23 protein-coding genes and 1 pseudogene are annotated in these 21,024 nt (G+C 71.0%); 5 read left to right on the forward strand and 19 right to left on the reverse strand.

The window, feature by feature from the left end:
- Positions 1–25: 25 nt before the first annotated feature.
- Positions 26–409 (forward strand): nuclear transport factor 2 family protein, encoded by a 384-nt coding sequence (locus ABZ434_RS18835; RefSeq protein WP_359137605.1) that lies wholly within the window; start codon positions 26–28, stop codon positions 407–409.
- Between the two features lie 29 nt (positions 410–438).
- On the opposite strand, the gene ABZ434_RS18840 is transcribed toward ABZ434_RS18835, so the two are convergent.
- Both ABZ434_RS18840 and ABZ434_RS18845 read right to left on the reverse strand, forming a co-directional pair.
- The gene (locus ABZ434_RS18840; RefSeq protein ID WP_359137679.1) at positions 439–1,269 is read right to left on the reverse strand and encodes an ATP-binding cassette domain-containing protein; all 831 of its coding nucleotides are present in this window, start codon (positions 1,267–1,269) and stop codon (positions 439–441) included.
- A 20-nt stretch (positions 1,270–1,289) separates the two neighbouring features.
- Entirely contained in the window at positions 1,290–2,159 is an 870-nt protein-coding gene (locus ABZ434_RS18845) for an aldo/keto reductase (protein ID WP_359137608.1), read from the reverse strand.
- 97 nt (positions 2,160–2,256) lie between these two features.
- Here ABZ434_RS18845 and ABZ434_RS18850 point away from each other — a divergent pair, with 97 nt between their 5' ends.
- Positions 2,257–2,841, forward strand: a complete 585-nt coding sequence (locus tag ABZ434_RS18850; RefSeq protein WP_359137611.1) for a TIGR03086 family metal-binding protein — start codon at positions 2,257–2,259, stop codon at positions 2,839–2,841.
- Between the two features lie 167 nt (positions 2,842–3,008).
- A complete protein-coding gene (locus tag ABZ434_RS18855; protein WP_359137615.1) occupies positions 3,009–3,641 on the forward strand; it encodes a DsbA family protein in 633 nt (210 codons plus the stop codon).
- A gap of 180 nt (positions 3,642–3,821) precedes the next feature.
- Here ABZ434_RS18855 and ABZ434_RS18860 read toward each other — a convergent pair whose 3' ends face one another.
- The 14 genes from ABZ434_RS18860 to ABZ434_RS18925 all read right to left on the reverse strand — a co-directional run bounded on the left by ABZ434_RS18860 (position 3,822) and on the right by ABZ434_RS18925 (position 17,355).
- Positions 3,822–4,580 (reverse strand): sirohydrochlorin chelatase, encoded by a 759-nt coding sequence (locus ABZ434_RS18860; protein ID WP_359137618.1) that lies wholly within the window; start codon positions 4,578–4,580, stop codon positions 3,822–3,824.
- Between the two features lie 8 nt (positions 4,581–4,588).
- Positions 4,589–5,512, reverse strand: coding sequence for an ABC transporter permease (locus tag ABZ434_RS18865; protein WP_359137621.1), 924 nt, complete (start codon positions 5,510–5,512; stop codon positions 4,589–4,591).
- On the reverse strand, positions 5,499–6,287 hold the full coding sequence (locus ABZ434_RS18870) for an ABC transporter ATP-binding protein (RefSeq protein ID WP_359137624.1): 789 nt from the start codon (positions 6,285–6,287) through the stop codon (positions 5,499–5,501). Before ABZ434_RS18870 ends, ABZ434_RS18865 begins: the two co-directional genes overlap by 14 nt.
- A 33-nt stretch (positions 6,288–6,320) precedes the next feature.
- A complete protein-coding gene (locus ABZ434_RS18875) occupies positions 6,321–7,436 on the reverse strand; it encodes an aliphatic sulfonate ABC transporter substrate-binding protein (RefSeq protein ID WP_359137627.1) in 1,116 nt (371 codons plus the stop codon).
- A gap of 244 nt (positions 7,437–7,680) precedes the next feature.
- Positions 7,681–9,024: a GTP-binding protein gene (locus ABZ434_RS18880; RefSeq protein ID WP_359137630.1), complete on the reverse strand. Its 1,344-nt coding sequence runs from the start codon at positions 9,022–9,024 to the stop codon at positions 7,681–7,683.
- 1 nt (position 9,025) lies between these two features.
- Positions 9,026–9,961 (reverse strand): sulfate adenylyltransferase subunit CysD, encoded by a 936-nt coding sequence (gene cysD, locus ABZ434_RS18885; protein ID WP_359137632.1) that lies wholly within the window; start codon positions 9,959–9,961, stop codon positions 9,026–9,028.
- On the reverse strand, positions 9,958–10,527 hold the full coding sequence (gene cysC / locus ABZ434_RS18890; protein ID WP_359137635.1) for an adenylyl-sulfate kinase: 570 nt from the start codon (positions 10,525–10,527) through the stop codon (positions 9,958–9,960). The genes cysD and cysC overlap by 4 nt, the downstream gene beginning before the upstream one ends.
- On the reverse strand, positions 10,527–11,243 hold the full coding sequence (locus ABZ434_RS18895; RefSeq protein ID WP_359137638.1) for a phosphoadenylyl-sulfate reductase: 717 nt from the start codon (positions 11,241–11,243) through the stop codon (positions 10,527–10,529). The genes cysC and ABZ434_RS18895 overlap by 1 nt, the downstream gene beginning before the upstream one ends.
- On the reverse strand, positions 11,240–11,419 hold the full coding sequence (locus tag ABZ434_RS18900) for a hypothetical protein (protein ID WP_359137641.1): 180 nt from the start codon (positions 11,417–11,419) through the stop codon (positions 11,240–11,242). The genes ABZ434_RS18895 and ABZ434_RS18900 overlap by 4 nt, the downstream gene beginning before the upstream one ends.
- Positions 11,416–13,113 carry a nitrite/sulfite reductase gene (locus ABZ434_RS18905; protein ID WP_359137644.1) on the reverse strand — a complete coding sequence of 566 codons (1,698 nt, stop codon included), beginning with the start codon at positions 13,111–13,113 and terminating at the stop codon, positions 11,416–11,418. Before ABZ434_RS18905 ends, ABZ434_RS18900 begins: the two co-directional genes overlap by 4 nt.
- 114 nt (positions 13,114–13,227) lie before the next feature.
- Positions 13,228–13,311 (reverse strand): putative leader peptide, encoded by an 84-nt coding sequence (locus ABZ434_RS18910; RefSeq protein ID WP_310739661.1) that lies wholly within the window; start codon positions 13,309–13,311, stop codon positions 13,228–13,230.
- 170 nt (positions 13,312–13,481) lie between these two features.
- Positions 13,482–14,090, reverse strand: coding sequence for a GNAT family N-acetyltransferase (locus tag ABZ434_RS18915; protein WP_359137647.1), 609 nt, complete (start codon positions 14,088–14,090; stop codon positions 13,482–13,484).
- A gap of 81 nt (positions 14,091–14,171) precedes the next feature.
- On the reverse strand, positions 14,172–15,455 hold the full coding sequence (locus ABZ434_RS18920; protein WP_359137650.1) for a GAF domain-containing protein: 1,284 nt from the start codon (positions 15,453–15,455) through the stop codon (positions 14,172–14,174).
- 262 nt (positions 15,456–15,717) lie between these two features.
- Positions 15,718–17,355, reverse strand: coding sequence for an acyl-CoA dehydrogenase family protein (locus ABZ434_RS18925; protein ID WP_359137653.1), 1,638 nt, complete (start codon positions 17,353–17,355; stop codon positions 15,718–15,720).
- Between the two features lie 74 nt (positions 17,356–17,429).
- Here ABZ434_RS18925 and ABZ434_RS18930 point away from each other — a divergent pair, with 74 nt between their 5' ends.
- Complete coding sequence (locus ABZ434_RS18930) at positions 17,430–18,539, forward strand: YihY/virulence factor BrkB family protein (protein ID WP_359137682.1); 1,110 nt, start codon at positions 17,430–17,432, stop codon at positions 18,537–18,539.
- Between the two features lie 21 nt (positions 18,540–18,560).
- Here ABZ434_RS18930 and ABZ434_RS18935 read toward each other — a convergent pair whose 3' ends face one another.
- The gene (locus ABZ434_RS18935) at positions 18,561–18,917 is read right to left on the reverse strand and encodes a CU044_2847 family protein (protein ID WP_359137656.1); all 357 of its coding nucleotides are present in this window, start codon (positions 18,915–18,917) and stop codon (positions 18,561–18,563) included.
- A gap of 56 nt (positions 18,918–18,973) precedes the next feature.
- On the opposite strand from ABZ434_RS18935, the gene ABZ434_RS18940 reads away from it, so the two are divergent.
- Positions 18,974–19,672: a DUF6597 domain-containing transcriptional factor gene (locus tag ABZ434_RS18940; RefSeq protein WP_359137658.1), complete on the forward strand. Its 699-nt coding sequence runs from the start codon at positions 18,974–18,976 to the stop codon at positions 19,670–19,672.
- 274 nt (positions 19,673–19,946) lie between these two features.
- Here ABZ434_RS18940 and ABZ434_RS18945 read toward each other — a convergent pair whose 3' ends face one another.
- On the reverse strand, positions 19,947–20,393 hold the full coding sequence (locus tag ABZ434_RS18945) for a VOC family protein (RefSeq protein WP_359137661.1): 447 nt from the start codon (positions 20,391–20,393) through the stop codon (positions 19,947–19,949).
- 73 nt (positions 20,394–20,466) lie between these two features.
- Positions 20,467–20,931, reverse strand: a pseudogene (locus tag ABZ434_RS18950) (3-hydroxyacyl-CoA dehydrogenase family protein); the annotation flags it as partial.
- Positions 20,932–21,024: the final 93 nt, after the last annotated feature.

Here is a 21,024-nt window from a genome sequence, read left to right on the forward strand (position 1 = left end):
CCGCGGGCACGGCCGGAGGTGGCGCATGAGCGAGCCGACCCCGGGCGTGGCGGCGGCCGTCGAGGGCGAACTCCGCCTGCTGGATCCGGTGGTCCGTGCCTCCACCGAGCTCCTCTTCCAGGTCCTGCACCCCGAATTCCGCGAGGTCGACACCACCGGCCGGCACTGGGACCGTGCGATGGTCATCACCTCGCTGACCTCGGACGAGGCCCCACGGCCCGGGCAGCTCACCGCCTCACGGATGCGCGGGGTCCAGCTCGCCGACGAGCTCGTCCACGTCACCTTCGACACCGAGGCCAAGGGGAAGCGCGCCCACCGCAGTTCGCTGTGGCGGCTGACCGAGGCAGGCTGGCTCCTCTACTACCGCCAGGCCACCCCCTTCGTCGTCGTGGCGGCGGCCGATGAATGAGAAGCCGCCCGCAGGCCCCTCGGGCGTTGTCAGCGACGGGCCGCCCGCTGGGCCCGTGCCGTCCACCGCCCGTCCGTGCGGGCGATCCGTACGGGGTGCCCGAAGCAGTCACTGATCCGGTCCGTGGTCAGCACCTCGCCGGCCGGCCCCGAAGCGGTACAGCGCCCGCCGCGCAGCAGCAGCGCGTGCGTCGTGGAGGCGGGCAGCTCCTCCAGATGGTGTGTGACCAGCACCGTCGCGAGCTCTGGATGCTCCTCACGCAACGCGTCAAGACTGTCCAGCAACTGCTCCCGGGCCGCGAGATCCAGTCCGGTGGCCGGCTCGTCGAGCAGCAGCAGCCGGGGCTGCGGCATCAGCGCCCGGGCGATGAGCGTGCGACCGCGCTCACCCTGTGAGAGGGCGGGCCAGCGGGACCGCGTCTTCCCGCCCATCCCCAGCATCGTCAGCAGCCGCTCGGCCCGCTCCCGCTCCGCCGCCCCGGGCGACCAGCGCGGCAGTGGCTCGACGGAGTTGGTCAGGCCGGTCAGCACCACCTGGCTCACGGTCAGCGGGGAACGCAGCGGATGACGCGGATCGACATGACCCAGAAGTGTCCGCAGCTCCCGCAGATCCACCCGGCCCAGAGTGCGCCCCAGCACCTCGACCGTGCCCCGGGTGGGATGGGTGACCGCTCCGAGCAGCCCGAGCAGGGTGCTCTTGCCCGCACCGTTGGCACCGAGGAGGGCCCAGTGCTCCCCGCTCCGAACGGTCAGCGAGACCGAGTCCAGCAGGATGTTCCCCTCCCGAACGAGTGAGACCCCGTCGGCCCGGATCACCGGCACCCCGGCGGTCGGGGCGGACCGGACACGGGCGGCTGTCATGGTCACGTGCACGTACTCCTTCATGCGGGTGCGAGCGCCTCCAGGCGACTCATGTCCTCGGTCGTTAGCCGGATCTCCCGCGCCCCCAGGTTCTCCGAGAGGTGGGCGGTCGAACCGGTGCCCGGGGTCGGGCACAGCACGGGGGAGCGGTGCAGCAGCCAGGCGAGGGCGATCTGCCCGCGGGAGGCGCCGCGGTCCTGCGCGAGCGCGTCGAGCGCGGCGGCGGCCTCGCCCGTCAGGGCGCCGTTGGCCAGCGGGAACCAGGGGAGGAACGCCAGGCCGTGGGCCTCGCACACCTTCAGCACCGCTTCCGAGCCGCGGTCGAGGAGGTTGAAGCGGTTCTGCACCGAGGCGATCCCGGTCAGGGAAAGCGCCTGCTCCAGCTGGTCGGCGGTGAGGGTGTCCACACCGATGTACCGGATCTTACCTTCGTGCCGCAGCGCATCCAGAGCGCCCAGCTGATCGGCCATCGGCACCTGCGGATCCAGCCGGTGCAGCTGGTACAGGTCGATCCGGTCGGTCCGCAGCCTGCGCAGACTGGCCTCGCACATCGCGCGCAGCTCCTCCGGCCGCCCCGCGATGTGCCAGGCACTGTCACTGGTGCGTACGACTCCGCCCTTCGTCGCGATCACGAGGTCGTCGCGGTACGGATGGAGGGCTTCGGCCACCAGTTCCTCGGCCACCCCGGGGCCGTAGTTGTCGGCCGTGTCGATCAGTGTGACGCCCTGCTCGACCGCCGCCCGGAGCACCGCCAGCGCGGCACGGCGCTCGCCGCGCGGGCCCCAGTACCCGGGGCCGGTCAGCTGGGCGGTGCCGTAACCGAGACGGCGCACGGGCAGTTCGCCGCCGAGGAGGTGCGAACTGCCGGGGGAGGGGAGCGATGCAGACATGAAGGAACAGTAGTCCGGCCTTCCGGAGCTCCGCCGGGCCGGTGTCTGTCGCCTTTCTTCAAGACCGGGACCGGTGATCATTCCTACAGTGGTGTGCATGAAGACCGAGCACACCCACATGACCGAATGCGCCGCCGAGGCCGCCCGCGTGGCCCGCGCCGTCCGCCCCGAGCAGCTCGCCGACCCCACCACACCCTGCGCCGGCTGGGACGTGCGCGGGCTGATCAACCACTGGGTGCTCTACACGTCCCACGGCATGGAGCACCGCGCCCTGCGCACGGAGATCCCCGAGGAACTCACCACCCGGGACTTCACGGCGGACGCCGACTGGGCCGAGCGGTACGCGGCCCAGCTGGACCGAGCCGTCGCCGCCTGGTCGGATCCGGCCGTCTGGGAGGGGGAGACCGGCACCGGTGGGTCGGCCACCCCGGCCGCGGACACCGCCGCGATGCTCGTCATGGAGACGGCCCTGCACGGATGGGACGTGGCCCGGAGCACCGGCCAGGAGTTCCGGCTCTCCGACGAGGCGGCCGCCCATGTCCTGGGGATCGTCGAGAGCACCGCCGCGCTCTACCGGCAGTACGAAGGCTTCTCCGGCGAGGTCACCGTCGATCCGGGAGCATCCGGCTTCGAGCGGGCGCTGGCCCTGAGCGGCCGTGACCCGCAGTGGACCGCGGCCTGAGAACGGCCGCCCGCCGCAAGCCGACGGGTGCGTGGGAACGCGTACCGCATGGGAACGGCAGTCGCACGAGAACAGCCGTCCCACGGGAGCGGCCGCGGGAAATGGCCCATCCCCACAGCTGCCGAATGGCCCGTGGGGGTGAGCCACCGGCTGGCTAGGCTCATTTCATGACCACCCACCACAGCCCGGGCCCGGACACGGCCGTCGTCGACTTCTACTTCGACCCGGCCTGCCCGTTCGCCTGGATCACCTCCCGCTGGATGCTGGAGGTGGAGCAGCAGCGCGACATCGAGCTCCGCTTCCACGTGATGAGCCTCTACCTGCACAACCTCGGCAACGAACTCCCCGACTGGTACCGCGCGCTGGTCGACAGGTCGATCGGTCCGGTACGCGTCGCCGCCGCCGCGGCAGAACTGCGCGGGGAGGGCGTGCTGCGCGAGCTGTACACGGCCTACGGAACGCGGATCCACCAGGGGAAGAACGAGGACTTCGACGAGGTGATCGCCGAGTCCCTCGACGAGCTGGGCCTGCCCGCCGAACTGGCCGCGGCCGCGCACGACCCGGCCTACGACGAGGCGGTGCGCCGCAGCCACGACGCGGGCAAGGATCCGGAGGCGGACGGGTACGTGGGCACTCCCACCCTCCACGTCGACGGGACCGTGTGGTTCGGCCCCGTGCTGCGGGCGGTGCCGCGCGGTGAGGAGGCGGCGCGGCTCTTCGACAGCTTCCGGGTGCTCGCCGGCCACGAGGACTTCTTCGAGCTCAAGCGGACCCGCACGGGCAGCCTGGACGTGGGCTGAGCGAAAGCGCTGCCGCCTCAGGCCCGTTCCGCGATTTCTGGCGGGCGCACGACGACAGCTTCGGCACCTCGCCGCGTTGTCGAAACGCGCGAACAAGTGCAGTATGCGGGCGCCTCTCCGCCTTGCGATGCACCGCATCCGACGCCGCGCGCTGATCCACCAGGAAGTGCGGGACAGCCCCTACGCGCTGACCCGGGTGACCCCGGCACTGTGGACACGGGCCTCGTCGTACCGGTCCAGCAGCAGCCGCGCCAGCTGAGGCGACGGGCCCAGCACCCCGGCCAGTACGTCGGCCCCGGCCTCGGCCGCCCCCGCCGCGATGCGGTCCGGGAGGCGGCCGGGGGCGATCACGTACGGGGCGACGGCCACCCGGCGTGCACCGTCGGCCCGCAGGGCCCGTACCGCGTCCTCGGTACGGGGTCGAGATGCGGAGGCGAACGCAGGCCGCACGGAACACCAACCGGTGTGCCGCAGCTCCCGCGCGATTTCAGCGATCACTGCGATCGCCTCCGGGTCTGTGGAGCCCGCCGAGGCCAGGACGAGCCCGGTCGAGCTTCGGTCGCCGGGGCGGACCCCGGCCTCCCGCAGCCGCCCTTCCAGGGCGGAGTTCAGCAGCGGCGAGGGCCCGAGCACCTCGGCCTGCCGCACCCGCAGCCGTGGCAGCCGGGCGCGTGCCTCGCGCAGGACCGCCGGGATGTCGGACTTGGCGTGGAACGCCCGGGTGAGCAGCAGCGGAAGCGCCACCACCTCACCCGCACCCTGCGCGTCCAGCCGCTCCAGGACCCGCGGCACCGACGGTGCGTTGAAGTCCAGGAACGCGGTCTCCACGCGCAGCCCCGGCCGCAGCGCCCGTACCCGCGCGGTGAGCGCGTGCACGGTCGCCGCGTGCCGCGGATCGCGGCTGCCGTGGGCGATGACGAGGAGGACCGGAGCAGTCATGACGCTTCTCAGTTCTTGACGAGGAGACCGCGGCTGCGCAGCACCCACCGCTCCAGCGGACTGAAGATGAGCAGATCGATCGCGATGCCGACGAACAGGATCAGGATGATGGCGAGGAAGATCCCCGGCATGTCCGCGTTGTTGCGCCCGTTCTCCAGCAGCTGGCCGAGTCCCAGCCCCAGTTCCGGCGACGAGGCGATGATCTCGGCGGCCATCAGCGAGCGCCAGGAGAAGGCCCAGCCCTGCTTCAGACCCGCCAGGTATCCCGGCAGGGCGGCCGGCATGACGATGAACCAGGTGCCTCGCAGCCCGGTCGCGCCCAGGGTCCGGCCCGCCCGGAGGAAGAGCGGCGGCACCTGGTCGACGCCGGACACCAGGCCGTTGGCGATCGACGGCACCGCGCCCAGCAGGATGACCGCGAACATCATCGTGTCGTTCAGGCCGAGCCAGATCACCGCCGGTGCCACCCAGGCGACGGACGGCAGGGACTGCAGTCCGGAGAGGATCGGGCCGATCGCGGCACGGACGAACTTCACCCGCGCCACCAGCAGACCCAGCGGCGTACCGATGGCGACCGACAGCAGGAAGCCGAAGAGACCGCGCGAGACGCTGGTCCACACCACCTCCAGCAGGGTCCCCTGCCGCCACATGTCGCCCACGCTGTCCCAGACGGCGGACGGCGAGGGCAGCTTGTAGTCCTCGGTCACCTGCGCCCAGACGAGCAGCTGCCAGACGACGACGACCAGGGCTACCGCCAGCAGCGGCGGCAGGACCTTGCGGAGCAGCACCTCGCGCACCGGCGTGCGGTGCACCTGCACGGCGTCCAGTGCGTCCAGGCCGGCCTCCAGGCCGGCCAGGTCGTCCTGCTTCACCGCGTCGGGCCCGATCCCGCCGGACCCCGGTGCGCCCGACTTGATATCAGTGCTGGCCATGACGGCGGATCTCCCCACGCAGTTGTTCGGTGATCTCGACGGACAGTTCCGCCACGGCGGTGTCCTCGATACGGCGCGGATGCTCGATGTCGACCGTCCACTCGTGGGCGATCCGGCCGGGGCGGGAGGACAGCAGCACCACACGCTCGGCAAGGCGTACCGCCTCGCGCACGTTGTGGGTGACGAAGAGGACCGACACGTTCGTCTCGCGCCAGATCCGGGTCAGCTCGTCGTGCAGCACATCCCGGGTGATGGCGTCGAGCGCGGCGAACGGCTCGTCCATCAGCAGCAGTTGACTGTCCTGCGCGAGCGCGCGGGCCATTGCCACGCGCTGCCTCATGCCGCCCGACAGTTCATGCACCCGCTTGCCGTACGCCCCACTCAGGCGTACCAGCTCCAGCAGCCGCTCCGCCTCCGTACGGCGTTCCGCCTTCGGCACGCCGCGCAGACGCAGCGCCAGTTCGATGTTCTTGCCCGCGGTCAGCCACGGGAACAGGGCGTGCTCCTGGAACATCAGGGCCGGCCGCCCGCCGGGGGTCTCGATGGAGCCCCCGGTCGGGCGGTCCAGTCCGGCCACCAGGTTGAGCAGCGTCGACTTGCCGCATCCGGAGGCTCCCAGGAGGGTGACGAACTCGCCCGGGGCGACATCGAGCGTGATGTCGTCCAGGACCAGCTGTGCTCCCGTGGGTCCGGTGAAGGACTTCGAGACATGTGCCAGACGAGCGGCGTGCCCGATCGCGACACGGTCCTCGGCCTTGGTGAGGGTGTTCGCCATGGTCGTCACCTCCTGGGGTCTTCGAGCGGCTGGTTACTTGACGCCGAGACCGGCGTCGGCGACCTCGGGCTTGCCCGCGGCCTTGAGGACCTTGTTCAGCGGCTTCAGGTCGTAGATGCCCTTGAGGTCGGGCGCCTCCAGCAGACCCGCCTTCACCGCGTGCCGGGCCTGGGCGTCGAGCGTGGCGGCCAGCGGGTCGTCGGTGATCTGGATCGACTTCCAGGCCGGGTCGATGATCTCGGCCGGCAGTTCCTTGCCGGTGAGCTGCTTCAGCGCGGCGTTCGCGGACGCCTTCGCCTTGTCGGGGTTGGCGTTGATCCACGCGTTCGTGCGCACGGAGCCGCGCAGCACCGCCTCGACGACGTCCGGGTGCTCCTCGAGGAACTTCTGCGACACGATGATGTTCGTGATCACGAACTTGTCGTCGGGCCACAGCGTCGACTCGTTCAGCAGTTCCTTGGCACCTTCGGCGACCAGCTTGGAGGCGGTCGGCTCGGGAACCCAGGCGCCGTCGATGGAACCGGACTTGTAAGCGCCCGGAGTCACCTTGTTGTCGGTGCGGACGACGGAGACGTCACCCTTTCCGCTCTGGGCGTCGACCTTCCAGCCCTTCTCGGAGATCCAGTTGAGGAAGGCCACGTCCTGGGTGTTGCCGAGCTGCGGGGTGGCGATCTTCTTGCCCTTGAGGTCGTCCAGGGTCTTGATCTTCTCCGGATTGACGACCAGCTTCACGCCGCCGGAGGCCGAACCGCCCACGATCCGCAGGTTCTTGCCCTTGGACTTGGTGTAACCGTTGATGGACGGCGAGGGGCCGATGAAGCCGATGTCGATCGAGTCGGCGTTCAGCGCCTCGATCTCGGACGGGCCCGCGTTGAACGTCGAGGTCTTGAGCTGGGTGCCGCCGAGTTCCTTCTGGAACAGGCCCTCCTGGTCACCCACGAGCGCGGTGGCGTGGGTGAGGTTCGGGAAGTACCCGATGCGCACGGAGTCGGCGGAGAGCTTCTTTCCGTCGGCGGCGACGTTCGCCTTCTTGGCGTCGTCGTCCTTCGCCTCGGAACCGTAGCCGCAGGCGGTGAGCGCCACGGCGAGCAGCGGCAGGGCGGCGGCAGCGGCAAGGCTGCGGCGAAGCGTCGTACGGGGGGCAGACACGGAAGGTCTTTCCTCTCGGAGGCCCGGTGCTCACGCCCCCCTGAAATCGGGGGGCGGGGCCGGGAAGTCGGCAGGTCTTCGTCTGAACTGGCGGTGCAGGCCGTGCGGTTGGTGCTGCCGGGCGCGCAGGCAGTGCGCGTACGTCAACGCGCACATCGCGCAACCCCGCCCTGGCCGCTGCCGAGGGCGCCGCTGCCGACCCGGCCGCCCTCCTTCGCGAAGGTCGAGAAGACGTCGGTGCTCATCAGAAGTCCCACTCCGCGTCGTCGTCCGACGGGGTCTCGGCCTGCGTCACGGCGGCGAACGAGGCGCCCGCCATACCGGCCGAGAGGGTGGTGCCGTCGGCCGGGTCGATCAGCAGGAAGGAACCGGTGCGGCGCGAGTCCGCGTACGCGTCGAGCGCGAGCGGCTCGGCGGTACGGACCACGACCCGGCCGATGTCGTTGGCGACGAGCTTGCCGGGGGCCGGGTGCTGCGAGAGGTCGTCCAGGGTCAGCCGGGAGGGGATGTCCTTGACGATCGCCTTGACGGTGCGGGTGGTGTGCTTGATCAGCACCCGCTGGCCCACGGTGAGCGGCTGGTCCGCCACGTGGCAGACGGTCGCCTCGACGTCCTGGGTGACCGCGGGCGAGTCGTTCGCCGGCGCGATGAGATCGCCGCGCGACACGTCGATGTCGTCGGTAAGGCGCAGGGTGACCGACTGGGGGGCCCAGGCGATGTCCACGCTGTCGCCGAGCAGATCGATCCCGGCGATCGTGGACGTACGGCCGGAGGGCAGTACGGTGACGGGCTCGCCGACCCGGAACACACCGGCCGCGATCTGGCCGGCGTAGCCGCGGTAGTCCGGGTGCTCGGCGGTCTGCGGGCGGATCACGTACTGGACGGGGAAGCGGGCGTGGCAGGCGGTGAGGTCGTGGCTGACCGGGACCGTCTCCAGGTGTTCCAGGACGGTGGGGCCGCCGTACCAGTCCATGTTCGCCGAGGGTTCCACGACGTTGTCCCCGGCCAGAGCGGAGATCGGGATCGTGGTGATCTCGGGGACACCGAGGGAGGCCGCGTAGGCGGTGAACTCCTCCGCGATGGCGGCGAACACCGGCTCCGCGTAGTCGACCAGGTCCATCTTGTTCACGGCCAGTACCACGTGCGGGACGCGGAGCAGGGCCGCGACGGCGGCGTGCCGGCGCGTCTGCTCCACGACGCCGTTGCGGGCGTCGACCAGGACCACGGCCAGCTCGGCAGTGGAGGCGCCCGTGACCATGTTGCGGGTGTACTGCACATGGCCCGGGGTGTCGGCGAGGATGAACCGGCGCCGGGTGGTGGCGAAGTAGCGGTAGGCGACATCGATGGTGATGCCCTGCTCGCGCTCGGCCCGCAGTCCGTCGGTCAGCAGCGCCAGGTCCGGCGCCTCCTGGCCGCGCTTGCGGGACGCGTCCTCGACCGCCTCCAGCTGGTCGGTGAGGACCGACTTGGAGTCGTGCAGCAGCCGTCCCACGAGGGTGGACTTGCCGTCGTCGACGGACCCCGCGGTGGCGAACCGCAGCAGGGTGGTGGTCGACAACTGCTCGGCCAGCTGGGTAGGTGTGGTCATTTTAGAAGTACCCCTCGCGCTTACGGTCTTCCATCGCGGCCTCGGACATCTTGTCGTCGGCGCGGGTCGCGCCCCGCTCGGTGAGCCGGGAGGCGGCGATCTCGGTGATCACGGCGTCCAGCGTGGTGGCGTCGGAGTCGACGGCACCGGTGCAGGACATGTCGCCGACCGTGCGGTAGCGCACCTGACGGGTCTCGACCTTTTCGTGCTCCTTGGGGCCGCCCCAGTCGCCCGCGGTCAGCCACATGCCGGAACGGTTGAAGACCTCGCGCTCATGGGCGAAGTAGATCTGCGGGAGCTCGATGCCCTCGCGCTCGATGTACTGCCACACGTCGAGCTCGGTCCAGTTGGAGATCGGGAACACCCGGACGTGCTCACCGGCGGCGTGCCGGCCGTTGTAGAGCTGCCACAGCTCGGGGCGCTGGCGGCGCGGGTCCCACTGGGAGAACTCGTCGCGCAGCGAGAAGACCCGCTCCTTGGCGCGCGCCTTCTCCTCGTCGCGCCGGCCGCCGCCGAACACGGCGTCGAAGCGGTGCTGCTGGATCGCCTCGGTCAGCGGCACGGTCTGCAGCGGGTTGCGGGTGCCGTCGGGGCGCTCGCGGAGCTTTCCCGCGTCGATGTACTCCTGGACGGAGGCGACATGCAGGCGCAGTCCGTGCTCGGCGACCGTGCGGTCGCGGTACTCCAGGACCTCGGGGAAGTTGTGCCCGGTGTCCACGTGCAGCAGCGTGAACGGCACCGGCGCGGGCGCGAACGCCTTGAGCGCCAGATGCAGCATCAGGATCGAGTCCTTGCCACCGGAGAAGAGGATCACCGGCCGCTCGAACTCTCCCGCCACCTCGCGGAAGATGTGCACGGCCTCGGACTCCAGGGAGTCCAGGTGGCTGAGTGCGTACGGATTGGCGGTGCCTTCCGACACAGTCGCGACGGTCGTCACGCTGCACCCCTCTCGCTCAGCAGCGCGTACAGCTCCGCCGCGGACTCCTGCACGGTCTGCTGGTGCGACTCGATCCGCAGATCGGGCGACTCGGGCGCCTCGTAGGGGTCGTCCACCCCGGTCAGCCCGCTGATCTCGCCCGCCGCCTGCTTGGCGTACAGCCCCTTCACATCGCGTACCGAGCAGACCTCGACCGGAGTGGCGACATGCACCTCCAGGTACGCGGTGCCCTCGGACATGTGCCGCTTGCGGACCGCGTCACGGCTGTCCGCGTACGGCGCGATGACCGGGACCAGCACCTTCACGCCGTTGGCCGCCAGGAGTTCGGCGACGAAGCCGATCCGCTGGACGTTGGTGTGCCGGTCCTCGCGGGTGAAGCCGAGGCCCGCTGAGAGGAACTCGCGGATCTCGTCCCCGTCGAGCACCTCCACCCGGTGGCCCTCGCCGCGCAGCCGCCCGGCGAGTTCGTACGCGATGGTGGTCTTGCCCGCGCTCGGCAGACCGGTCAGCCAGACGGTGGCTCCCGTCTCCGTCACGCTCATCGAAGTCTCCTGATCAGTCGTCATCAGTCGTGCAGCCCGCATTCGGTCTTGCCGCGCCCGGCCCAGCGTCCGGCCCGCGCGTCCTCGCCCTCGAGCACCTGCCGGGTGCAGGGGGCGCAGCCCACGGAGGCGTAACCGTCCATCAGCAGCGGGTTGGTGAGCACCCCGTGCTCGGCGACGTACGCGTCGACGTCGTCCTGGGTCCAGCGGGCGATCGGCGAGACCTTGACCTTCTGCCGCTTCTCGTCCCAGCCGACCACCGGGGTGTTCGCCCGGGTGGGGGACTCGTCGCGGCGCAGCCCGGTCGCCCAGGCCGTGTACGAGGTCAGGCCCTCTTCCAGGGGCTTGACCTTGCGCAGCTTGCAGCAGAGGTCCGGGTCGCGGTCGTGCAGCTTCGGCCCGTACTCGGCGTCCTGCTCGGCCACGGTCTGCCGCGGGGTCAGCGTGATGACGTTGACGTCCATCACCGCCTCCACCGCGTCACGGGTGCCGATCGTCTCGGGGAAGTGATAGCCCGTGTCGAGGAAGACCACGTCCACGCCGGGCAGCGCCCGGGAGGCGAGGTGCGCGACGACCGCGTCCTCCATCGACGACGTCACGCAGAACCGCTTGCCGAAGGTGCTGGTGGCCCACTGGAGGATCTCGAGGGCGGAAGCGTTCTCCAGGTCCCGGCCCGCACGCTCGGCCAGCTCCCTGAGTTCGGCCGCGGAAAGCTTCTCGGTCTGCAGAGTGTCCGTCATATCCCGTCCCCTTCACCGTTGTTGCGCTCCAGCCCCCGAGCCAGCAGGCCCAGGAACTTCAGCTGGAACGCCCGGTTGCAGGAGGCGCATTCCCAGGACCCGTGCCCCGTCTCGTGCGGGCGCAGGTCCTCGTCGCCGCAGTAGGGGCAGTGGAACGGTGCCGCGCGCCCGCTCATGACAGCGACTCCGCACTGGCCCGGGCCGCCCAGGTGGCGAAGCGCTCGTCGTCCTCGCGCTCCTTCTGGAAGTTGCCGAGCACCCGCTCGACGTAGTCGGGCAGTTCGGCCGACGTGACCTTCAGGCCGCGCACCTTGCGGCCGAAACCGGCCTCCAGGCCGAGCGCGCCGCCCAGGTGTACCTGGTAGCCCTCCACCTGGTTGCCCTCGTCGTCCAGCATGAGCTGGCCCTTGAGGCCGATGTCCGCGGTCTGGATGCGGGCGCAGGCGTTGGGGCAGCCGTTGATGTTGATGGTGAGCGGCTCGTCGAACTCCGGGAGGCGGCGCTCGAGTTCGTCGATGAGCGCGGCGCCGCGCGCCTTGGTCTCGACGATCGCCAGCTTGCAGTACTCGATGCCGGTGCAGGCCATCGTGCCGCGGCGGAACGTGGAGGGCTTCACCTGGAAGCCGAGCGCTTCGAGACCGGCGGACAGCGACTCGACCCGGTCCTGCTCCACGTCGAGAATGATCATCTTCTGCTCGACGGTCGTGCGCACCCGGCCGGAGCCGTGCGCCTCCGCGAGGTCCGCGATCTTGGCGAGGGTGGAGCCGTCCACGCGCCCGACGCGGGGTGCGAAGCCGACGTAGAAGCGGCCGTCCTGCTGGGCGTGGACGCCGATGTGGTCGCGCCAGCGGCTGCTGGGCTCCGCGGGCGCGGGGCCGTCCAGCATCGGGCGCTCGAGGTACTCGTCCTCCAGCACCTGGCGGAACTTGGCGACACCCCAGTCGGCGACCAGGAACTTCAGCCGGGCGCGGTTGCGCAGCCGGCGGTATCCGTAGTCGCGGAAGATCCCCACGACACCGGCCCAGACGTCGGCCACCTCGTCCAGCGGCACCCAGGCGCCCAGGCGTTCGGCCAGCCGGGGATTGGTGGAGAGGCCGCCGCCGACCCAGAGGTCGAAACCGGGGCCGTGCTCGGGGTGCTCGACACCGACGAACGCGATGTCGTTGATCTCGTGCACCACGTCCTGCACCGGGGAGCCGGAGATGGCGGTCTTGAACTTGCGCGGCAGGTTGGAGAACTCCGGGCTGCCGATGTAGCGCTCGTGGATCTCGTCCAGGGCAGCGGTGCCGTCGAGGATCTCGTCGGCGGCGATTCCGGCCACCGGGGAGCCGATCATCGTACGCGGGCAGTCGCCGCACGCCTCGGTCGTGGAGAGGCCGACGGCCTCCAGCTTCTCCCAGATCGCCGGGACGTCCTCGATGCGGATCCAGTGCATCTGGACGTTCTGCCGGTCGGTGATGTCCGCGCTGCCGCGGGCGTACTCCTCGGAGATCTCGCCGATGACGCGCAGCTGAGCGGTGGTCAGCCTTCCGCCGTCGATGCGGACCCGCATCATGAAGTACTTGTCCTCGAGCTCCTCGGGCTCCAGGACCGCCGTCTTGCCGCCGTCGATCCCGGCACGCCGCTGTGTGTACAGGCCCCACCAGCGCATGCGGCCGCGAAGGTCGTTGGGGTCGATCGAGTCGAACCCGCGCTTGGAGTAGATCGTCTCAATGCGTGTCCGCACATTGAGACTGTCGTCGTCCTTCTTGAACTGCTCATTGCCGTTCAGCGGGGTGTAGTGCCCCAGGGCCCACTGACCTTCGCCACGGTGGCGCCCCGCTTTGCGGCGGGGCGCGGCGGGCGCGGGCTGTTCCGGGGTAGCGGCCATGACAGTACGTCCTTCGGGACTGCAGGAGGGCGGCTCTGAACTGCACACTCGCGTCGAGGCGCGGCGGTGCGCAGGGTTTGCAGAGAAAGGTGGATCGCGGCGGTGCTGGGACTCTCAGCTCGCCGGACAGATGGCGCTGGACATGCGGCCGAGGTCGACGTGGCGTCGACTCACCAAGGCAATTCCAGTTCCAGGCATGACGGAAGCGTGTCACGCGGGTCTCGGGGCAGTCCACCACTATCCATGATGTGGACGAGACTGTCCCGACAGGTGAGACGATGTGGCGCCCGTCACGCCTGTGGCGGGCGCCTGTCGGCCGGAAAACCGGACAACAGCGTGCATTTCTTGCAGGGATTTCCTACCGGGTGCTACGGAAGCGGTATCCGGCCGGATTCCGGCCACGGCCCCGGGGTGGCCACTTCGGGCTCCAGCTCCGTCCGGGTGTCGAACAGCCGGAAGCCGCGGCGCAGGTAGTTGCCCATCGCGTGCGGCCCGTCCTTGGAGCAGGTGTGCACCCACACCCGCTTCGTCGCGGGCCGCCCGGCCCACCGCTCCGCCAGGTCCCAGGCGCGGGCGGCCCCGTACGACAGCAGATGACCGCCGATCCGGCGTCCCCGGAAGGCCGGAAGGAGACCGAAGTACATGATCTCGACCACGCCGTCGTCCTGCGGGTCCAGCTCCACGTACCCGGCCGGCGTCCCGTTCACGTACGCCACCCACGTCTCCGCGCCCGGCCGGTCCAGCACCTCCTGCCACTGCGCGTACGTCATCGGCAGCCGGTCCGTCCACCCGATGTCGCCGCCGACCGCCGTGTAGAGGAACCGGCTGAACTCGGGCAGCGGCACCTCGGACCGGAGGATCCGCACATCCGGCCCCGGCACGGCCGAGGGCTGCAGATCGCCGGGGGAGGTCTGCTCCAGGGACCAGACGGTCACCTCGGCGAGGGCGGGATCGGAGGGGCGCTCGGGGGTGCTCATGACTGCCAGAGAACCATGCCGCGCCTCCCCATCCCAAGCCGGTCCCCGTGAGCAGTCGCCCCGGACCTGCGGGATCAGGGCTCAGGGCGCGGCGCTGCGGGCCGCCACCACCACCGGCGCCTTCGACCGCGGCAGCAGATCACCCGGGTGCTCCGGGCCGATCACCTCCACCTCGACGCCTTCGCGGAAGCGGTACGGGCGGTGCGCCAGGACCTCCGCGAGATGGCGCCGCAGCCGCGAGATCTCGGCCCGCACCGTCACGGTCCTGGTCGGATCGCCGAAGATGTCCTCCGCGAGCTCGGATGCCGTACGTCCCTCGGGGCGCAGGGCCAGCGCGTACAGCAACTCGGCGTGGCGCGGTGACAGCCGCTGCGTCCACGTGCCCACCGGGCTCACGACATTCACCGCGAGGCCGCCCGGCACGCTCAGATCCAGCACGACCCGGCGCGGCGGGCTGTCCATCGCGCCGTCCGCCACCTGTACGAGCCAGCCGCCCGGCAGCGGCTCCACCCGGCACATCCCGAGCGAGGGCAGCCACACCCGGCCCGGCTGCACGGACTTCGGCAGCGGCAGCCGGTCCACGGGCGGCATTCCGGTGACCGCGGCCAGCCAGCCGTTGCCGTCCACCGCCATCGCCCGGCCCCCCAGCCGGCACAGCATCGGCGCCGCCACCGAACGCAGCCGGTCGATCGACTGGAGGTGCCGGGTCCTGACCTCGCTCTCGGCCAGCCGGGCCACCGAACCGACCAGGGCGAGCGTCGTGGGATGGAAGGTGTTCGCCGGGCCGCTGATGTCGACGATCCCCATCAGCCGGCCGTCGCGCGGATCGCGCACCGGTGCCGCCGCGCACGTCCACCCGTGCAGACTCCGGACGAAGTGCTCCGCGGAGTGGACCTGCACCGGGGCGCGCGAGGCGAGCGCGGTACCGATCGCGTTGGTGCCGGTGATCTCCTCCGACCAGGCGGCGCCCTCGGCCAGACAGATGTCGTCGGCCCGGCGCAGGATCCCCGTGTTGCCCTGGCGCCACAGCACCCGGCCCTCCACGTCGGTCACCACCATGATCTGCTGCGAGGCGTCCGCGATGCTCACCAGACCGTCACTGAGCAGCGGCATCACCTCGCCCAGCGTGGAACTCCGGCGCCGGTGCTCGACCTCCTCCAGCTCCAGCAGAACGCTCTCGGTGGACTGCTCCGGATCGATACCGCTGCGCAGGACCCGGTCCCACGAGGCCCCGATCTCGGGCCTCGGCCGGACCGGCATCTTCTGTCCCGTCATCCGTGCTTCCCGCGCGCGGTGGAGCAGGCGCGTGGACCTGCCGGACTCCTGGGCCGCCGGCCGCATCACCTCGACAGGACTTGCCTCCATGTCGGACTCCCCCTATGTGCCGGTGCCGGTGTCAGTACCAGGACCGTGCCAAGCACCACGGGACCCATCCTGCCGCTTCGGGGGCCCGGGTGTCGCAACTCCACACAATGGTTGCAACCCTCTGCAACTCTGGCGACAGCCTCCCGGCCGTACAAGAGTGGCGGTACACCGCACGGCGGGGTTTCGGCTCCGAAGTCCGGCGTGTACAGCATGGGGGGTGGTGCCGTGTCGGCGCAGCACCACCCCCTGTTGCTGCCCCGGCTCAGCGCTCCACGGGCCGGGCCCGTTCCACCACCGATGCCAGGTCCAGGGTGTGCGGCAGCGTTCCGAACGCCGAACCCCGGTCACCGCCCAGGCGCGACGCGCAGAAGGCGTCGGCGACCTCCGGCGGGGCCCAGCGCACCAGCAGCGAACCCTGGAGCACCAGTGCCATCCGCTCCACGAGCCGACGGGCCCGCGCCTCGATGCCCTGCAGATCGGCCAACTCGGTGAGCAGGTCCTTGATCGCCCGGTCGAGCCGGTGGTCGGCGCCCCGTGCCCGCCCGACCTCCTGGAGGAACGCGTTCAGTGCCATCGGCTCGCGCTGCAGGGCGCGCAGTACATCCAGTGCCTGCACGTTCCCCGAACCCTCCCAGATCGAGTTGAGGGGCGCCTCACGCAGCAGCCGGGGCATCCCGGACTCCTCCACGTAGCCGTTGCCGCCCAGGCACTCCAGCGCCTCGGCCACCAGCGGGGTGCACCGCTTCGTCACCCAGTACTTCGCGGTGGGCACCGCGATGCGCAGGAACGCCGACTCGTCCTCGCTCCCGGCGTCGTACGCGGCCGCCAGCCGCATCGCCAGTACCGTCGCGGCCTCCGACTCCAGCGCCAGATCGGCCAGTACGTTGCGCATCAGCGGCTTGTCGACCAGCACTCCGCCGAAGGCGCTGCGGTAGGTGCTGTGGTGGACCGCCTGAGCCACCGCCTGCCGCATCAGCGCCGCCGAACCGGTCACACAGTCCAGCCGGGTCGCCGCCACCATGTCGATGATGGTGCGCACCCCGCGCCCCTCCTCACCGATCCGGCGCACCCACGTACCGTCGAACTCGACCTCGGCCGAGGCGTTGGACCTGTTGCCCAGCTTGTCCTTGAGCCGCTGGATCGCGAACACGTTGCGGGTGCCGTCGGGCAGCACGCGGGGCAGCAGGAAACACGTCAGTCCGCCGGGGGCCTGCGCCAGCACCAGGAAACCGTCGGACATCGGCGCCGAGCAGAACCACTTGTGCCCGGTGAGCAGATACTCGCCCTCACCCGCCAGCGGCTCGGCGCGCGTCGTGTTGGACCGCACGTCCGTTCCGCCCTGCTTCTCCGTCATGCCCATCCCGAGGAGTGCCCCGGTCTTCTGCCCGGCCGGCCGCAGCTCCTCCTCGTAGACCCGGGAGGTCAGCAGCGGCTCCCACTCGGCGGCCACCGCGGGATCGGTCCGCAGGGCGGGCACCGCCGCGTGCGTCATGGAGAGCGGGCAGCCGTGGCCCGCCTCCGCCTGCGTCCACACCAGGAACCCGGCGGTCCGGCGCACATGCCCGCCGGGCCGGTCCCAGGCATCGGTGAGACCGGCCGTGACGGCATGCCCGAGCAGCCTGTGCCAGGCCGGGTGGAACTCCACCTCGTCGACCCGGTTCCCGTAGCGGTCGTGGGTGCGCAGCCGCGGCGGGTTCTCGTTGGCCTGTGCCCCCCACTCCGCGGCCTGGGCGGATCCGGCGGACCGGCCGAGCTCGGCGAGCCCGGCCCGGGCATCGTCGAGCTCGGCCCCCGGAAGGTGCCGTTCCACGGCTTCGGTGAGTACCCGGTCCGCACCGAAGACGTCGTAGCCGAGGAGGGGAGGGGCCTGGTTGGACACTGTGTGGGTGGTGGCTGCCATGCCGATACGGTAAGGACGTGCAGGCAGCAAATGAAACACCCGAGCGGCCACCGGGCCGGCTCCACCGGGCCAGAGTGCTCTATCGCAACGTGTCCAAGCGCCAACTGGCCTGGCAGTTGCTGAAGGACACCGTCAACTCGTGCATGGAGTACCGCATTCTGGGACTCGCCGCCGAGGCGGCGTTCTTCACCCTGCTGTCCCTGCCTCCGCTGCTCCTCGGACTGATCGGCCTGCTCGGGTACGTCGACGAGTGGACCAGCACCGCGACGGTCGCCTCGATCGAGCGCAACATCCTCAGCGCCGCCCATACGGTGCTCTCCGAGCGCGGCGTCAACGACTTCGCCAAACCGCTCCTGGCGGACGTGACCACCGGGGCCAGGCCCGACGTCATCTCGATCGGCTTCGCGATCGCGCTCTGGTCCGGATCGCGAGCGGTCAACGTCTTCATCGACACGATCACCGTCATGTACGGGCTGGACGGCCAGCGCGGCATCGTCAGGACCCGGATGCTCGCCTTCCTGCTGTACGTGGTGGCGCTGCTGCTGGGCGCGGTCGTGCTGCCTCTGCTGGTGGTCGGCCCCGACCGGGTCGTGGAGTTCATCCCCTGGGGCACCGAGGTCATAAGCGTCCTGTACTGGCCGCTGGTGATACTGCTGTCCATCGCCTTCCTGACCACGCTCTACCACGTGTCCGTCCCGGTCCGCTCACCGTGGATCGAGGACATGCCGGGCGCTCTGATGGCGCTGGCGATGTGGGTGGTCGGCAGTTTCCTGCTGCGGATCTACCTCACCAGTACGGTCGAGGGGCCCACGATCTACGGGTCCCTGGCCGCCCCGATCGCGGTACTGCTGTGGATCGGCATCTCCGCGTTCGCGGTGCTGGTGGGCGCCGCGGTCAACGCGGCCATCGACCGGGTGTGGCCGTCGGTGGCGACGGCCGCGGCCCGCGCCGCCAACGACCGGGTGCGCGCCGCCCAGGCGGCCGAGTTCGTGGCCCGTACCCAGGCGGAGAGCCGGTACGGCGGCCAGTACGACGACGGGGAAGGGGACGACGGCGACAGCCCGTACATGCCGTCCGAGTTCCCGGAACGCTGGTCGCGGTTCCTGCCGCCGGACGACGTGAAGTCCCGGCTGCAGCCGAGCCGCGAGAAGGAGACGGACAAGCCGCAGCCGCAGGGCGAGTGAGCGGCGGGACGACGGCAGCCGTCAGTCCGCGGGCGGTGCGGGCACGGGCGCCTCGGCCGACGAGCCCGGCGACCACGACAGCTTGACCGTCAGATGGCCCTCCAGCGCGCTCTTCGCGATCACCGCCCCGGCCTCGGCGGTGATCTTCACACCGAATTCGAGCTCCACCCCGTCCGGTCTCAGGGTGCCGTCCCGGAACACCGCGAGCGCGGACTCGGCCGCCGACCGGATGCCCTGGAGTGCCTCGTCGAAGGTGCGCTCCGCCCGGGCCAGCGCATTGCCGTCGCGCGCGACCAGCTGCGCACCCGGCGCGTGCCGGTCGACCTCGACCGTCACCGTCTCGCCGCTGTCGGTGGTGAACTCCATCAGTGCCGCCATGGCCGCCCCCGGGATGCCGATTCCGCCCGTCCTCGTCAGTGGACGACACTAGTGGCATGGGCGACAGGTACGAAGAGCGCGCGTCGCGGGTGGACGGTGCGAAGGTCTGGACGCTGACCGTGCCACGGGGATCGGTTCATCCGGTGCTGCCCGACGGCTGCATGGACCTGCTGTGGATCGGTGGCCGGCTCCTCGTCGCGGGTCCCGACACCCATGCGGAAGCCCCGACCGGATCGGACGGCGGCAGCTACGCGGGCATCCGCTTCGCCCCCGGCACGGCGCCCTCCCTGCTGGGCGTGCCGGCGTACGAACTGCGGGACCGCCGCATCGCCCTGGCTGATCTGTGGCCCACGGCGACGGTCCGGGAGCTCACCGGGCGGGTCGCCGACGCCGCCGATCCGGCTGCCGCGCTGGAGGACATCGCCGTGCGCCGGGCGGCGGACACCGCGCCGCCGGACCCGGCGATGCGGTTGGTCGCAGCGCAACTGGACAGCGGCCACACCGTCGCGCAGGCGGCGCGGACGGTCGGTCTCGGCACCCGTCAGCTGCACCGCCGCTCGCTGGCCGCCTTCGGATACGGCCCCAAGACGCTCGCCCGGGTCCTGCGGCTGCAACGGGCGCTGGCACTCGTACGGTCCGGAAAGCCGTACGCCGAGGCCGCGCTCCTGGCGCGCTGCGCCGACCAGGCTCACTTCGCGAGAGAGATGCGCGAACTGGGCGGCACGACTCTGACCGAGTACTTCAGCGTCTCCTGAGGGCTGTCCCGCGATTCCTGGCGGGCGCACGACGGCAGTTACGGCACCCCGCCGCTTTGTCGAAACGCCCCAATACGTCCCGTATGCGGGTGCCTCTCCGCCTTGCGATGCGCCGCATCCGACGCCGGGCGCTGATCCACCAGGAAGTGCGGGACAGCCCTCAGGGCACGCCCGACGTCTGCGAGAGCGCCCGCACGCCGACGTCGACGACCGCCCGGAGCTGCTCCGGTCCGGCGTCCGGTCCTGCTCGTCACAGCCAGTGCCCCGCGTCGCCTCAGGAGGCTGCCGGGGCGAACAACGACACCGCGCAGCCGTCCGGGTCGAGGACGACCGCGTACCGCTGCCCCCACTCCGCGTCCCACGGCTTCAGATGGCCCTCGTATCCGGCACGGGTCAGATCGTCGAAGACGGCGTCGACCTCCGTGGGGCTGTCACAGAGGAAGGCGAGCCCGAGTCGTTCCCCGCCGTTCGCCGCGACCCACTCCGGGTCGAAGGAGCGGACGACGTCCTCGGTGTCCCACATCAGTCGTTGCCCGCCCGGGAACGTCACTTCGACATGGGGTGCGGAGTCCGCGTCTGCGGGGATGTCCAGGCCCAGCCGGCGGTAGAAGGCGAGCGATGCGGTCAGATCCGCGGTGGTGATGGAGATCGTGTCGAGTCGTGGAGTCATGAAACGACCGTAGGCCGGATCCCGCCGCCAGGTCTTGTACGAATCGGTCATCACCCCGCCCACCCGGGGCGACGCCTGACCAGCTCGCGGGCCGAGCGGGGCCCGGCAGGCCCCGGCCGGCCGTTCACACCGTGCTGCCGTCCTCCTTGCCGTCTCCGTCTCCTCCGTCCCCGCCGTCCAGGCAGTCCGCCGGCGAGGTGCCCGGATTCGTCAGCGCCAGGCCCAGGGCCGCGCGTTCGGTGACCCAGCGGGTCGGGCGGTGGCGCGGGTCCCCCGTCGTGGCGTGCAGCGCCCGGTGCAGTTCCAGCATCCGGTCCGCGCCGATGCGGTCTCCCCACGCCAGCGGGCCCACCGGGTAGCCGAGACCGGTCGTCACGGCCAGATCGATATCGGCCGGTGTCGCCAGCGCGCGCTCCGCGATCGACGCCGAGACCGACACGATCGATGCCAGGAGCCGCTGTGCGACCGAGCCCGCCGTGTCCCGTACCACCGACACCGCGAACGGCTCGCCGCCGTCCGAAGCCCGCGCCAGCACCGCGCGCGCGTCCCGCGCCGCCGAGGGCTCCGCGGCCGGGGTCACGGCCAGCACCCATGGCCAACCCGCCCGCCGGGCTGACCGAGGAGCAGGAGTGGCCCTACCGCATCACACAGGGCCGCTTCCCGGCCGGTGTCGAGGCGCGGC

Source organism: Streptomyces sp. NPDC005761, from assembly GCF_040630635.1.
Taxonomy (GTDB): Bacteria; Actinomycetota; Actinomycetes; order Streptomycetales; family Streptomycetaceae; genus Streptomyces.

What these genes read in the sequence shown, in the direction of transcription:
- ABZ434_RS18865 (WP_359137621.1), bottom strand. Translation starts at nt 5,512, where the DNA reads ATGGCCAGCACTGATATCAAGTCGGGCGCACCGGGGTCCGGCGGGATC.
- ABZ434_RS18935 (WP_359137656.1), bottom strand. Translation starts at nt 18,917, where the DNA reads ATGGCGGCACTGATGGAGTTCACCACCGACAGCGGCGAGACGGTGACG.
- ABZ434_RS18840 (WP_359137679.1), bottom strand. Translation starts at nt 1,269, where the DNA reads ATGACAGCCGCCCGTGTCCGGTCCGCCCCGACCGCCGGGGTGCCGGTG.
- cysC (WP_359137635.1), bottom strand. Translation starts at nt 10,527, where the DNA reads ATGACGACTGATCAGGAGACTTCGATGAGCGTGACGGAGACGGGAGCC.
- ABZ434_RS18845 (WP_359137608.1), bottom strand. Translation starts at nt 2,159, where the DNA reads ATGTCTGCATCGCTCCCCTCCCCCGGCAGTTCGCACCTCCTCGGCGGC.
- ABZ434_RS18860 (WP_359137618.1), bottom strand. Translation starts at nt 4,580, where the DNA reads ATGACTGCTCCGGTCCTCCTCGTCATCGCCCACGGCAGCCGCGATCCG.
- ABZ434_RS18940 (WP_359137658.1), top strand. Translation starts at nt 18,974, where the DNA reads ATGGGCGACAGGTACGAAGAGCGCGCGTCGCGGGTGGACGGTGCGAAG.
- ABZ434_RS18920 (WP_359137650.1), bottom strand. Translation starts at nt 15,455, where the DNA reads ATGGAGGCAAGTCCTGTCGAGGTGATGCGGCCGGCGGCCCAGGAGTCC.
- ABZ434_RS18905 (WP_359137644.1), bottom strand. Translation starts at nt 13,113, where the DNA reads ATGGCCGCTACCCCGGAACAGCCCGCGCCCGCCGCGCCCCGCCGCAAA.
- ABZ434_RS18900 (WP_359137641.1), bottom strand. Translation starts at nt 11,419, where the DNA reads ATGAGCGGGCGCGCGGCACCGTTCCACTGCCCCTACTGCGGCGACGAG.
- ABZ434_RS18925 (WP_359137653.1), bottom strand. Translation starts at nt 17,355, where the DNA reads ATGGCAGCCACCACCCACACAGTGTCCAACCAGGCCCCTCCCCTCCTC.
- ABZ434_RS18850 (WP_359137611.1), top strand. Translation starts at nt 2,257, where the DNA reads ATGAAGACCGAGCACACCCACATGACCGAATGCGCCGCCGAGGCCGCC.
- ABZ434_RS18870 (WP_359137624.1), bottom strand. Translation starts at nt 6,287, where the DNA reads ATGGCGAACACCCTCACCAAGGCCGAGGACCGTGTCGCGATCGGGCAC.
- ABZ434_RS18910 (WP_310739661.1), bottom strand. Translation starts at nt 13,311, where the DNA reads ATGCCTGGAACTGGAATTGCCTTGGTGAGTCGACGCCACGTCGACCTC.
- ABZ434_RS18915 (WP_359137647.1), bottom strand. Translation starts at nt 14,090, where the DNA reads ATGAGCACCCCCGAGCGCCCCTCCGATCCCGCCCTCGCCGAGGTGACC.
- ABZ434_RS18855 (WP_359137615.1), top strand. Translation starts at nt 3,009, where the DNA reads ATGACCACCCACCACAGCCCGGGCCCGGACACGGCCGTCGTCGACTTC.
- ABZ434_RS18895 (WP_359137638.1), bottom strand. Translation starts at nt 11,243, where the DNA reads ATGACGGACACTCTGCAGACCGAGAAGCTTTCCGCGGCCGAACTCAGG.
- ABZ434_RS18880 (WP_359137630.1), bottom strand. Translation starts at nt 9,024, where the DNA reads ATGACCACACCTACCCAGCTGGCCGAGCAGTTGTCGACCACCACCCTG.
- ABZ434_RS18835 (WP_359137605.1), top strand. Translation starts at nt 26, where the DNA reads ATGAGCGAGCCGACCCCGGGCGTGGCGGCGGCCGTCGAGGGCGAACTC.
- ABZ434_RS18945 (WP_359137661.1), bottom strand. Translation starts at nt 20,393, where the DNA reads ATGACCGATTCGTACAAGACCTGGCGGCGGGATCCGGCCTACGGTCGT.